15 protein-coding genes are annotated in these 12,500 nt (G+C 39.8%); 14 read left to right on the forward strand and 1 reads right to left on the reverse strand.

All coding sequences use genetic code 11. The annotated features are described in order from the left end of the window. Positions 1-16 precede the first annotated feature (16 nt). Positions 17-862 (reverse strand): DegV family protein, encoded by an 846-nt coding sequence (locus tag F9B91_RS01255; protein WP_150922315.1) that lies wholly within the window; start codon positions 860-862, stop codon positions 17-19. Between the two features lie 124 nt (positions 863-986). Here F9B91_RS01255 and F9B91_RS01260 point away from each other — a divergent pair, with 124 nt between their 5' ends. The 14 genes from F9B91_RS01260 to ftsX all read left to right on the forward strand — a co-directional run bounded on the left by F9B91_RS01260 (position 987) and on the right by ftsX (position 12,479). Next, positions 987-1,544, forward strand: a complete 558-nt coding sequence (locus F9B91_RS01260) for a TetR/AcrR family transcriptional regulator (RefSeq protein WP_150922316.1) — start codon at positions 987-989, stop codon at positions 1,542-1,544. Positions 1,545-1,562: 18 nt separating this feature from the next. Continuing rightward, a complete protein-coding gene (locus F9B91_RS01265; RefSeq protein WP_000136973.1) occupies positions 1,563-2,030 on the forward strand; it encodes a deoxycytidylate deaminase in 468 nt (155 codons plus the stop codon). 88 nt (positions 2,031-2,118) lie between these two features. Then, positions 2,119-2,748 (forward strand): uracil phosphoribosyltransferase, encoded by a 630-nt coding sequence (gene upp, locus F9B91_RS01270; protein ID WP_064276977.1) that lies wholly within the window; start codon positions 2,119-2,121, stop codon positions 2,746-2,748. 173 nt (positions 2,749-2,921) lie between these two features. Beyond that, entirely contained in the window at positions 2,922-3,512 is a 591-nt protein-coding gene (gene clpP, locus F9B91_RS01275; protein WP_000613475.1) for an ATP-dependent Clp protease proteolytic subunit ClpP, read from the forward strand. A gap of 78 nt (positions 3,513-3,590) precedes the next feature. Next, positions 3,591-3,878 carry a YlbG family protein gene (locus F9B91_RS01285; protein WP_150922317.1) on the forward strand — a complete coding sequence of 96 codons (288 nt, stop codon included), beginning with the start codon at positions 3,591-3,593 and terminating at the stop codon, positions 3,876-3,878. Between the two features lie 66 nt (positions 3,879-3,944). Continuing rightward, complete coding sequence (locus F9B91_RS01290) at positions 3,945-5,105, forward strand: ABC transporter substrate-binding protein (protein WP_150922318.1); 1,161 nt, start codon at positions 3,945-3,947, stop codon at positions 5,103-5,105. A 222-nt stretch (positions 5,106-5,327) separates the two neighbouring features. Next, positions 5,328-6,197 (forward strand): branched-chain amino acid ABC transporter permease, encoded by an 870-nt coding sequence (locus tag F9B91_RS01295; protein WP_000941427.1) that lies wholly within the window; start codon positions 5,328-5,330, stop codon positions 6,195-6,197. A gap of 3 nt (positions 6,198-6,200) precedes the next feature. Beyond that, on the forward strand, positions 6,201-7,157 hold the full coding sequence (locus F9B91_RS01300; protein WP_033677572.1) for a branched-chain amino acid ABC transporter permease: 957 nt from the start codon (positions 6,201-6,203) through the stop codon (positions 7,155-7,157). Then, positions 7,157-7,921 (forward strand): ABC transporter ATP-binding protein, encoded by a 765-nt coding sequence (locus F9B91_RS01305; RefSeq protein ID WP_001185997.1) that lies wholly within the window; start codon positions 7,157-7,159, stop codon positions 7,919-7,921. The genes F9B91_RS01300 and F9B91_RS01305 overlap by 1 nt, the downstream gene beginning before the upstream one ends. Beyond that, entirely contained in the window at positions 7,921-8,631 is a 711-nt protein-coding gene (locus F9B91_RS01310; RefSeq protein WP_000062200.1) for an ABC transporter ATP-binding protein, read from the forward strand. Before F9B91_RS01305 ends, F9B91_RS01310 begins: the two co-directional genes overlap by 1 nt. A 358-nt stretch (positions 8,632-8,989) precedes the next feature. Next, positions 8,990-9,646 carry a CBS domain-containing protein gene (locus F9B91_RS01315; protein WP_000268667.1) on the forward strand — a complete coding sequence of 219 codons (657 nt, stop codon included), beginning with the start codon at positions 8,990-8,992 and terminating at the stop codon, positions 9,644-9,646. Between the two features lie 108 nt (positions 9,647-9,754). Then, positions 9,755-10,850, forward strand: a protein-coding gene (gene prfB, locus F9B91_RS01320) for a peptide chain release factor 2 (RefSeq protein ID WP_142358055.1) whose coding sequence is annotated in 2 segments (ribosomal slippage) — positions 9,755-9,826 and positions 9,828-10,850 — 1,095 coding nt in all. Because the reading frame shifts where the segments join, the coding sequence is not laid out codon by codon here. Between the two features lie 17 nt (positions 10,851-10,867). Continuing rightward, positions 10,868-11,560 carry a cell division ATP-binding protein FtsE gene (gene ftsE, locus F9B91_RS01325; RefSeq protein WP_000022269.1) on the forward strand — a complete coding sequence of 231 codons (693 nt, stop codon included), beginning with the start codon at positions 10,868-10,870 and terminating at the stop codon, positions 11,558-11,560. Then, positions 11,553-12,479, forward strand: a complete 927-nt coding sequence (gene ftsX / locus F9B91_RS01330; protein ID WP_049544408.1) for a permease-like cell division protein FtsX — start codon at positions 11,553-11,555, stop codon at positions 12,477-12,479. Before ftsE ends, ftsX begins: the two co-directional genes overlap by 8 nt. Positions 12,480-12,500: the final 21 nt, after the last annotated feature.

Consider the following 12,500-nt stretch of genomic DNA (forward strand, 5'->3'; position numbering starts at 1 on the left):
CTTGTCAAGAATGCAATTAATCAATTTCATATCCCATCAGCAAACCGCCATCTTCTGCATAGAAACTGCAGAGACCAGAGGTTGGGAGAATTTTGATGTTAGCTTGTGGGAAGGTTTCGCGAATTCGCTCTGAGAGCTGTTGGCAACATTTTTCGTTATTGCGTTGGGCCATGATAATTCGGCCACCAGCATATCCAGCTTTTACCAGTTCATCATAGGCAGCTTGAACGGATTTCTTTGGTCCTCTTGCTTTTTGTAGCAATTCAAGGGTTCCAGTTTCACTAGCTTCCCCGACCATACGGATGTTGAGAAGACCAACGACCGTACCGATAAGCTTGCTCAAACGGCCGTTCTTCACCAAGTTATCGACCTTTGCTAGAACAAAGAGCAACTTGGTTTTTTCTTGATAAGCTGTGATAGCTTCAACCACTTCTTCAAAAGATAAGCCCTGGTCAATCAAGTCATTCAATTTTTCTACGAGCAAGTCAACTTCTCCACCAGCAGACAAACTATCAATCACATGAATCTTAGTGTCAGGATGGTCTTCCAGATAAATATTCTTTGCTAGTTGAGCACTATTGTGGCTGCCAGAGAGAGTACCTGTGATGGTTACTAGGAAAATGTTTTTGGCTCCTTCAAATGCTCGCAAATAATCATCTGGGCTTGGACAAGCTGATTTTGAAGCTTCTGCAGTTGCATACATGGTTTCCATCATTTGGTCAATGTCAAGACTGGCATCATCAACAAAGACCTGATCAGCTACTTGAATGGTTAAGGGTACACTTACAAAGGTCGTGTCAATAGCTGGTGTTTCCAGCTGACGATAATCACAACCAGAGTCAGCAATAATCTTCCAAGTCATAGAAATTCTCCATCTTTGCCATTTATACATTGACAAAGGTTCTGTCTTTTTTTACAATTATATCATGAAAGCCCTTGAAACAAAAGCCTCATCCGTCTGTTGTGACAAGTAGAAAGAAAATGTTATGTCTGAACGTAGAATCTCTGAAAAGTCTCTTGAAAATCTCAGAAAATCAAATCAAGAATCCAATTTATTAACTAGAGAAGCGATTGAAACAGCCCTCTTGCAACTTTTGGAAAAAAAGGATTTGGCCAAGATTAGTATTTCTGAATTGGTCAAACGGGCAGGCGTTTCACGTGCGGCCTTTTACCGTAATTATGATTCCAAAGAGGAAATTTTAGAGAGCGTCTTTAAACGGAGTGTCCACAACATCATGGAACAGTTGCACCATTATGATTTAAAGACAGACCTTTATCTGGTCTGGGTTCACCTTTTCCGTGAGGCAAGAAAGGAAGCTAGAGTGATTCAACTTGCCTTAGATTACCATCTGGAAAAAATCTTTGTCCAAGCCATGCAGGAATTTCTAGAAAAATACCATGGAAAATCAAAAGGTGTCAGCTCTTATCTTCATTCCTTCTGGAGTTCGGCCATCGTCTCTGTCCTTCTAAAATGGATCAAGGATGGCATGAAGGTACCTGCTGAAAAGATTGCGGATTTACGGTTACCATTTTTTAAAAAATAGAGAAAAAGGAGAAGAGATATGACTGAAAAAAGACTAGCATGGGATGAATATTTTGCAGCCCAAGCTCTACTAATTGCCAATCGTTCCACTTGTAAACGTGCCAAAGTGGGTGCGATTTTGGTTAAGGATAATAAGGTAATTTCCACTGGTTACAATGGTTCGGTGTCAGGGACTGAGCATTGTATTGACCACGAATGTCTGGTCATTGAAGGCCACTGTGTTCGCACCCTTCACGCTGAGGTCAATGCTATCCTTCAAGGTGCAGAACGTGGTGTTCCCAAAGGCTTTACAGCCTATGTAACCCATTTTCCTTGTCTCAACTGTACAAAACAATTGCTTCAGGTCGGTTGCAAGCGCGTGGTTTATATTAACCAGTACCGAATGGATGACTATGCCCAATACCTTTATCAAGAAAAGGGAACAGAATTAACCCATTTACCACTTGAGACAGTACAAGCAGCTCTTAAAGAGGCAGATTTAATGTAAAAATTATCAAAAATAAATGGTTTAGAAAGATTTTTAAACCGTTTTTTGGTATAATAAGAAGAATAAATTGAAAGAAGGAATTCCAAAAATGGGAAAAATTGAAGTTATTAATCATCCACTGATTCAACACAAATTGTCAATCTTGCGTCGTACAGATACTTCTACAAAAGCTTTTCGTGAGCTAGTAGATGAGATTGCAATGTTGATGGGGTATGAAGTACTTCGTGATCTTCCACTAGAAGATGTGGAAATCGAAACACCAATTACAAAAACTGTTCAAAAACAATTGGCAGGTAAGAAATTGGCCATCGTTCCAATCTTACGCGCAGGTATCGGGATGGTTGATGGTCTCTTGAGCTTGGTTCCAGCTGCTAAAGTTGGTCACATCGGTATGTACCGTGATGAAGAAACACTTCAACCAGTTGAGTACCTAGTGAAATTACCTGAAGATATTGACCAACGTCAAATTTTTGTAGTAGACCCAATGTTGGCAACAGGTGGATCAGCAATCTTGGCTGTTGATTCTCTTAAAAAACGTGGCGCATCAAATATCAAATTTGTCTGCCTTGTATCTGCTCCAGAAGGTGTAAAAGCCCTTCAAGAAGCTCATCCAGATGTAGAAATCTTTACAGCAGCCTTGGATGACCGCTTGAACGAACACGGTTATATCGTTCCAGGTCTTGGAGATGCTGGAGATCGCTTGTTCGGTACGAAATAAGATCGAAAAGAAGATTGACTTGGAAAAGAATTCCCAGTCACGAAAGGAGGTTGAATTTTTGTTTCTGTCTAATGAAAACAGAGCAAAAATTTGACCTTTTTTGACCAAAATATTATAATAGTCTTATCTTCAGTCATTTGACAAACAAAAATAAAACTCAAAAGGAGAAATAAATGATTCCTGTAGTTATTGAACAAACAAGTCGTGGAGAACGTTCTTACGATATTTACTCACGTCTTCTCAAAGACCGCATCATTATGCTGACAGGTCCAGTTGAAGACAATATGGCTAACTCTGTTATTGCCCAATTGCTTTTCTTGGATGCCCAAGATAGTACAAAAGATATTTACCTTTATGTCAATACACCTGGTGGTTCCGTTTCAGCTGGTTTGGCAATCGTTGATACTATGAACTTTATCAAAGCGGATGTCCAAACCATCGTTATGGGAATGGCTGCATCTATGGGTACAGTCATCGCATCTAGTGGAGCAAAAGGCAAACGTTTCATGCTTCCAAATGCCGAATACATGATTCACCAACCAATGGGTGGTACAGGTGGTGGTACTCAACAAACCGATATGGCGATTGCTGCAGAACACTTGCTCAAAACTCGTAACACCTTGGAAAAAATCTTGGCTGAAAATTCAGGTCAGTCAATCGAAAAAGTTCACGCAGATGCAGAACGCGATAACTGGATGAGCGCCCAAGAAACACTTGAATATGGCTTTATTGATGAAATCATGGCCAACAATTCATTGAACTAATAATGAAAGAAGGCAAACTCGACGGGGTTTGCTTTTTTTGGTATAATAGGGAGAGATTTCTTAGAAAGAGGATTTACCATGTTTGAAAAAGTCAATCGATCTGGCTTGATTATCTATCTTTACTATAATCGGGATGCCAAAAAACTGCAGGATTATGGAGATATTACCTATCATTCCAAGAAGCATCGTTACTTGCAGCTTTATGTTCCAACTCAAGAAGTGGAGCAAGTGGTCGGGCGCTTGAGCAAGGAAAAGTTTATAAAAAAAGTCAGAGTTTGTCATATCCAAGAGCTGGAAACACCCTTTGTGGGCAATCTTTATCGAGAGGAAAACGTTATCATCGAAAAAGTTCAAGAAAAGTGTTGACAATTTTCTGATAATTCGGTATATTCTTAACATGCTATTTATTTAAGAAATAAGGAGACAAAAAAGATGAAGAAAAAATTTGCCCTATCGTTTGTGGCGCTTGCAAGTGTAGCACTTCTTGCAGCCTGTGGAGAAGTGAAGTCTGGAGCGTCAAATGCTGCTGGTAACTCAGTAGATGAGAAGACAATCAAAATCGGATTTAACTTTGAAGAATCAGGTTCTTTAGCTGCATACGGAACAGCTGAACAAAAAGGTGCCCAATTGGCTGTTGATGAAATCAATGCCGCAGGTGGTATTGATGGAAAACAAATCGAAGTAATCGATAAAGATAATAAGTCTGAAACAGCTGAGGCTGCTTCAGTTACAACTAACCTTGTAACCCAATCTAAAGTATCAGCAGTCGTAGGACCTGCGACATCTGGTGCGACTGCAGCTGCGGTAGCGAACGCTACAAAAGCAGGTGTTCCATTGATCTCACCAAGTGCGACTCAAGATGGATTGACTAAAGGTCAAGATTACCTCTTTATCGGAACTTTCCAAGATAGCTTCCAAGGAAAAATTATCTCAAACTATGTTTCTGATAAATTGCAAGCTAAGAAAGTTGTTCTTTACACTGACAATGCCAGTGACTATGCTAAAGGGATTGCCAAATCTTTCCGCGAGTCATACAAGGGTGAAATCGTTGCTGATGAAACTTTCGTAGCAGGTGATACAGACTTCCAAGCAGCCCTTACAAAAATGAAAGGGAAAGATTTTGATGCGATCGTTGTTCCTGGCTACTATAATGAGGCTGGTAAAATTGTAAACCAAGCGCGTGGTATGGGAATTGACAAACCAATTGTTGGTGGTGATGGATTCAACGGTGAAGAGTTTGTACAACAAGCAACTCCTGAAAAAGCATCAAACATCTACTTTATCTCAGGCTTCTCAACTACTGTAGAAGTTTCAGCTAAAGCAAAAGCCTTCCTTGACGCTTACCGTGCTAAGTACAATGAAGAGCCTTCAACATTTGCAGCCTTGGCTTATGACTCAGTTCACCTTGTAGCAAACGCAGCAAAAGGTGCTAAGAACTCTGGTGAAATCAAGGATAACCTTGCTAAAACAAAAGATTTTGAAGGTGTAACTGGTCAAACAAGCTTTGATGCAGACCACAACACAGTCAAAACTGCTTACATGATGACCATGAACAATGGTAAGGTTGAAGCAGCAGAAGTTGTAAAACCATAATAGAAAAATGTTGAAATAGGGAATGAGCCTCTGACTCACTCCCTGTTTCGATGTTTAATACTCTTTGAAAATCAAATTCAAACTGCGTCAACGTCGCCTTGCCGTACTCAAGTACAGCCTGCGGCTAGTTTCCTAGTTTGCTCTTTGATTTTCATTGAGTAAAAGAACCTATCAAAAAGTGAGGGGAAACCCTCGAAATTATAAATAGAAAGAGTGAATCTTATGCTCCAACAACTAGTAAATGGTTTGATTCTAGGTAGTGTTTATGCTCTGTTAGCCTTAGGATATACCATGGTTTACGGAATTATCAAGCTCATCAACTTCGCCCACGGTGATATTTATATGATGGGAGCTTTTATCGGTTATTTCTTGATTAATTCTTTCCAAATGAATTTCTTTGTAGCGCTTATTGTAGCTATGCTAGCGACAGCCATTCTTGGTGTCGTGATTGAGTTCCTTGCTTACCGACCTTTGCGTCACTCTACTCGTATTGCTGTTTTGATTACGGCTATTGGGGTTTCTTTCCTATTGGAATATGGGATGGTCTATCTGGTTGGTGCCAATACCCGTGCCTTCCCTCAAGCGATTCAAACAGTTCGCTATGATTTGGGACCAGTTAGCCTAACAAACGTGCAGTTAATGATCTTGGCCATTTCCTTGATTTTGATGATTTTGTTACAAGTCATTGTCCAAAAGACCAAGATGGGGAAAGCCATGCGTGCTGTATCTGTAGATAGCGATGCAGCGCAATTGATGGGGATTAATGTAAACCGTACTATCAGCTTTACCTTCGCTTTGGGTTCAGCTCTTGCGGGTGCGGCTGGTGTTCTGATTGCCCTCTATTATAACTCTCTAGAGCCTTTGATGGGTGTTACTCCAGGTCTTAAATCCTTCGTAGCCGCAGTACTTGGTGGTATCGGAATCATTCCTGGTGCGGCGCTTGGTGGTTTTGTGATTGGTCTATTGGAAACCTTTGCGACAGCCTTTGGAATGTCAGACTTCCGTGATGCCATTGTTTATGGAATTTTGTTGTTGATCTTGATTGTCCGCCCAGCTGGTATCCTTGGTAAAAATGTGAAAGAGAAGGTGTAAGCGATGAAAGAAAATTTAAAAGTTAATATTCTATGGTTACTCCTTTTGTTAGCTGGCTATGGCTTGATTAGTGTATTGGTTTCAGTCGGAGTACTCAATCTATTCTATGTTCAGATTTTACAACAGATCGGAATTAATATTATTCTGGCTGTTGGTCTCAACTTAATCGTTGGTTTTTCAGGACAATTTTCACTTGGGCATGCTGGTTTTATGGCGATTGGTGCCTATGCAGCAGCTATTATTGGTTCTAAATCACCAACCTACGGTGCCTTCTTTGGAGCTATGATTGTAGGTGCTTTGCTTTCAGGAGCAGTTGCCTTACTTGTCGGAATTCCAACCTTGCGCTTGAAGGGGGACTATCTTGCGGTAGCAACTCTCGGTGTTTCTGAAATTATCCGTATCTTTATCATCAATGGCGGAAGCCTTACAAATGGTGCGGCAGGTATCTTGGGAATTCCTAACTTTACAACTTGGCAAATGGTTTACTTCTTTGTCGTGATTACAACCATTGCAACCTTGAACTTCTTGCGTAGTCCAATTGGTCGTTCAACCCTCTCCGTTCGTGAGGATGAAATCGCTGCAGAGTCAGTCGGTGTTAATACAACTAAAATTAAAATCATCGCCTTTGTCTTTGGTGCCATTACTGCAAGTATTGCAGGGTCACTTCAGGCAGGATTTATCGGTTCAGTTGTACCGAAAGATTACACTTTCATCAACTCAATCAACGTTTTGATCATTGTTGTATTTGGTGGACTTGGTTCCATTACAGGTGCGATTGTTTCAGCTATTGTCCTTGGAATTTTGAATATGCTTCTCCAAGATGTTGCTAGCGTGCGTATGATTATCTACGCTTTGGCCTTGGTATTGGTAATGATTTTCAGACCGGGTGGACTTCTTGGAACATGGGAATTGAGCCTATCACGTTTCTTTAAAAAATCTAAAAAGGAGGAACAAAACTAATGGCATTACTTGAAGTAAAACAGTTAACCAAACATTTTGGCGGTCTAACAGCTGTTGGAGATGTGACTCTTGAATTGAACGAAGGGGAACTGGTTGGACTAATCGGTCCAAATGGAGCTGGGAAAACCACTCTTTTCAACCTTTTGACCGGTGTTTATGAACCAAGCGAGGGAACAGTAACCCTAGATGGTCACCTTTTGAATGGAAAGTCACCTTATAAGATTGCTTCTTTGGGACTTGGACGTACTTTCCAAAATATTCGACTCTTTAAAGATTTAACAGTTTTGGACAATGTTTTGATTGCTTTTGGTAACCATCACAAACAACATGTTTTTGCTAGTTTTTTGCGCTTACCAGCTTTTTACAAGAGTGAAAAAGAATTAAAGGCTAAAGCCTTGGAATTGCTTAAAATCTTTGATTTAGATGGTGATGCAGAAACTCTTGCTAAAAATCTTGCCTACGGACAACAACGTCGTTTGGAAATTGTTCGTGCCCTCGCTACGGAACCTAAAATTCTCTTCTTAGATGAACCAGCAGCAGGTATGAACCCACAGGAAACAGCCGAATTGACTGAGTTAATTCGTCGTATCAAAGATGAATTTAAGATTACGATCATGCTGATTGAACACGATATGAATCTGGTCATGGAGGTTACAGAACGCATCTACGTACTTGAATATGGTCGTTTGATTGCTCAAGGAACTCCGGACGAAATTAAGACCAATAAACGCGTTATCGAAGCTTATCTAGGAGGTGAAGCCTAATGTCGATGTTAAAAGTTGATAATCTTTCTGTACATTACGGTATGATCCAAGCAGTCCGTGATGTAAGCTTTGAAGTGAATGAAGGAGAAGTAGTTTCCCTTATCGGTGCCAATGGTGCTGGTAAGACAACCATTCTCCGTACCTTGTCTGGTTTGGTTAGACCGAGTTCAGGAAAGATTGAATTTTTAGGTCAAGAAATCCAAAAAATGCCAGCTCAAAAAATCGTGGCAGGTGGTCTTTCACAAGTTCCAGAAGGACGCCACGTCTTCCCTGGATTGACAGTTATGGAAAATCTAGAAATGGGAGCTTTCTTAAAGAAAAATCGTGAAGAAAATCAAGCTAACTTGAAGAAAGTTTTCTCACGCTTTCCTCGTCTTGAAGAACGGAAGAACCAAGATGCAGCTACTCTTTCAGGGGGAGAACAGCAAATGCTTGCCATGGGACGCGCCCTCATGTCAACACCAAAACTTCTTCTTTTAGATGAACCATCAATGGGACTTGCCCCAATCTTTATCCAAGAGATTTTTGATATCATTCAAGACATCCAGAAACAAGGAACAACCGTCCTCTTGATTGAACAAAATGCCAATAAAGCACTCGCAATCTCTGACCGAGGCTATGTATTGGAAACAGGGAAAATCGTTCTATCAGGAACAGGAAAAGAACTCGCTTCATCAGAAGAAGTCAGAAAAGCATATCTGGGTGGCTAAACTAGTCTGGGAGACTAGTTTAGGTTGCAGATAGAGATTGCGAAGCAATCATCTTATCCACTGGATTGTTTTAGTCGGTGGATGAGGATTACGAAGTAATCATCATTATAGTCCAGGGGACCTTTTTAGTTGACAGATATAGATTGTAAAGCAATCTTTATCTACATTAAAAGGTTAATTTCTAATAATTGAAAAAATCGAATGAAATGTATCTTACCTTCATTCAGAGAGCTCTATTTCAGAGCTCTTTTTGCTAGCTTATTCATACTTTTCTGAATTTTGAAAAAGAAATGTAAGCGTTTGATAGATTTACAAAAAGATTGTATAATAGGGATAAGAATAGAAAAGGAGAAGTCTCATGGCAGTTAAAGATTTTATGACCCGCAAGGTAGTTTATATTAGTCCGGATACAACAGTATCTCATGCAGCAGATTTGATGAGAGAGCAAGGGTTGCACCGCTTGCCTGTTATCGAAAATGATCAATTGGTTGGTTTGGTAACTGAGGGAACCATTGCCCAAGCTAGTCCATCCAAAGCAACAAGTCTTTCTATCTATGAGATGAATTATCTTCTAAATAAGACAAAAGTAAAAGATGTGATGATTCGCGATGTTGTCACTGTTTCAGGCTATGCGAGTCTAGAGGATGCAACTTATCTGATGTTGAAAAATAAGATTGGTATTCTTCCTGTCGTAGATAATCATCAAGTATACGGAGTTATTACGGATCGTGACGTTTTCCAAGCCTTTCTTGAAATTGCAGGTTATGGTGAAGAAGGGATTCGTGTGCGCTTTGTTACGGAAAACGAAGTTGGCGTTCTTGGAAAAATTATTTCTTTGATTGTAGAAGAAAATTTGAATATCTCGCATACAGTCAATATTCCGCGTAAGGATGGTAAGGTGATTATCGAAGTTCAAATCGATGGATCAATTGATTTACCAGCCTTGAAAGAAAAATTTGAATCAGAGAATATTCAGGTAGAAGAAATCACTCGTACCTCAGCAAAAGTCTTGTAAGAAAGGAAGCCGAAAGGCTTCTTTTTACGTGTAATAAGGGATTAGAGCAAAAGATGGAAAGAAATGATAAAATATGCTATAATGAAATAATGTAAAAAAGGAGTATTTATGGACATTTCAGTAATTCGTCAGAAAATTGACGCAAATCGTGAAAAATTAGCTTCTTTCAGGGGGTCTCTTTGACCTCGAAGGTTTAGAGGAAGAGATTGCCATCTTGGAAAACAAGATGACAGAACCTGATTTTTGGAACGATAATATCGCGGCCCAAAAAACGTCGCAAGAATTAAATGAATTAAAAAACACCTATAACACCTTCCACAAAATGGAAGAGTTGCAGGATGAAGTCGAAATTTTATTAGACTTTTTAGCTGAAGATGAGTCGGTGCATGAAGAATTGGTTGAACAGTTGTCAGAACTTGCTAAGATGATGACCAGTTACGAGATGACCTTGCTCTTGTCAGAACCTTATGACCATAATAATGCGATTTTGGAAATCCATCCAGGATCGGGTGGTACCGAGGCTCAGGACTGGGGTGATATGTTGCTTCGTATGTACACTCGCTATGGAAATGCTAAAGGCTTTAAAGTGGAAGTATTGGATTACCAAGCAGGAGATGAAGCTGGTATCAAGTCAGTAACCTTATCTTTTGAAGGACCTAATGCCTATGGTCTTCTCAAGTCAGAAATGGGTGTACACCGTTTGGTACGAATTTCACCATTTGACTCTGCTAAACGTCGCCACACCTCTTTCACATCTGTAGAAGTGATGCCAGAATTGGATGATACTATTGAAGTAGAAATCCGTGAAGATGATATCAAGATGGATACTTTCCGTTCAGGTGGTGCTGGTGGACAAAACGTCAACAAGGTTTCCACAGGTGTGCGTTTGACACACATTCCTACGGGAACTGTCGTTCAGTCAACAGTCGATCGTACCCAGTATGGAAATAGAGATCGTGCCATGAAGATGTTGCAGGCTAAGCTCTATCAAATGGAGCAGGAGAAGAAAGCTGCGGAAGTCGATTCCCTCAAGGGTGAGAAAAAGGAAATCACATGGGGAAGTCAAATTCGTTCTTATGTTTTCACGCCATATACTATGGTAAAAGACCATCGAACTAACTTTGAAGTTGCACAAGTAGATAAGGTTATGGATGGAGACCTAGATGGTTTTATTGATGCCTATCTCAAGTGGAGAATCAGCTAAGATAGAAAGGAACTCACATGTCAATTATTGAAATGAGAGATGTCGTCAAAAAATACGACAACGGAACGACTGCCCTACGTGGTGTTTCGGTAAGCGTTCAACCAGGGGAATTTGTTTACATCGTAGGACCTTCAGGAGCTGGGAAATCAACCTTTATTCGTTCTTTGTATCGCGAAGTAAAAATCGAAAAAGGAAGCTTATCTGTTGCTGGTTTTAATCTGGTTAAAATTAAAAAGAAAGATGTTCCTCTCCTACGTCGTAGTGTTGGGGTTGTCTTCCAAGATTATAAACTGTTACCAAAGAAAACCGTTTATGAAAATATTGCTTATGCAATGGAGGTAATTGGAGAAAGTCGCCGTAATATCAAAAAACGTGTTATGGAAGTCTTAGACTTGGTTGGATTGAAGCATAAGGTTCGTTCTTTCCCAAATGAACTTTCAGGGGGAGAACAACAGCGTATTGCGATAGCGCGTGCTATTGTAAATAATCCCAAAGTATTGATTGCGGACGAACCAACAGGAAACTTGGACCCAGATAATTCATGGGAAATTATGAACTTGCTGGAACGCATCAATCTCCAAGGTACAACTGTCTTGATGGCTACCCACAACAGTCAGATTGTAAATACCTTGCGCCACCGTGTCATTGCCATTGAAAATGGCCGTGTCGTTCGTGACGAAGCTAAAGGAGAATATGGATACGATGATTAGTAGATTTTTTCGTCATTTATTTGAATCATTAAAAAGTTTGAAACGAAATGGCTGGATGACAGTAGCTGCTGTCAGTTCAGTTATGATTACTTTGACCTTGGTTGCAATATTTGCATCTGTTATCTTTAATACGGCTAAACTAGCTACAGATATCGAAAATAATGTCCGAGTAATGGTATACATTCGTAAGGACGTAGCTGATAATAGTGAGACTATTGAAAAAGAAGGTCAAACTGTTACAAATAACGACTACCATAAGGTATATGATGCTTTAAAAGGTATGTCAACCGTTAAAAGTGTTACGTTTTCAAGTAAAGAAGAACAATATGAAAAGTTGACAGAAACGATGGGGGACAACTGGAAAATCTTTGAAGGCGATGCCAATCCTCTCTATGATGCATATATCGTTGATACAAATACACCAAGTGATGTAAAGACAGTAGCAGAAGAGGCTAAAAAAATCGAAGGTGTATCAGAAGTTCAAGATGGTGGTGCTAATACAGAACGCTTGTTTAAGTTAGCCTCATTTATTCGTGTCTGGGGACTAGTTATCGCTGGATTATTGATTTTCATTGCGGTGTTCTTGATTTCTAATACTATACGTATCACCATCATTTCACGAAGCCGTGAAATTCAAATCATGCGTTTAGTAGGTGCTAAGAATGGCTATATCCGCGGGCCTTTCTTGCTTGAAGGTGCCTTCATCGGTTTGCTTGGAGCAACACTTCCATCAGTTTTGGTATTTATTGTCTATAAAATGGTTTACCAATCGGTTAATAAGTCATTAGTTGGTCAGAACCTTTCAATGATATCACCAGAAGTATTCAGTCCACTGATGATTGCCTTATTATTTGTGATTGGAATTTTCATTGGTTCATTGGGATCAGGAATTTCTATGCGCCGATTCTTAAAAGTCTAAATTTTAATAGATGTATATTTG

The sequence above is a fragment of the Streptococcus mitis genome (assembly GCF_008763935.1).
Taxonomy (GTDB): Bacteria; Bacillota; Bacilli; order Lactobacillales; family Streptococcaceae; genus Streptococcus; species Streptococcus mitis_DB.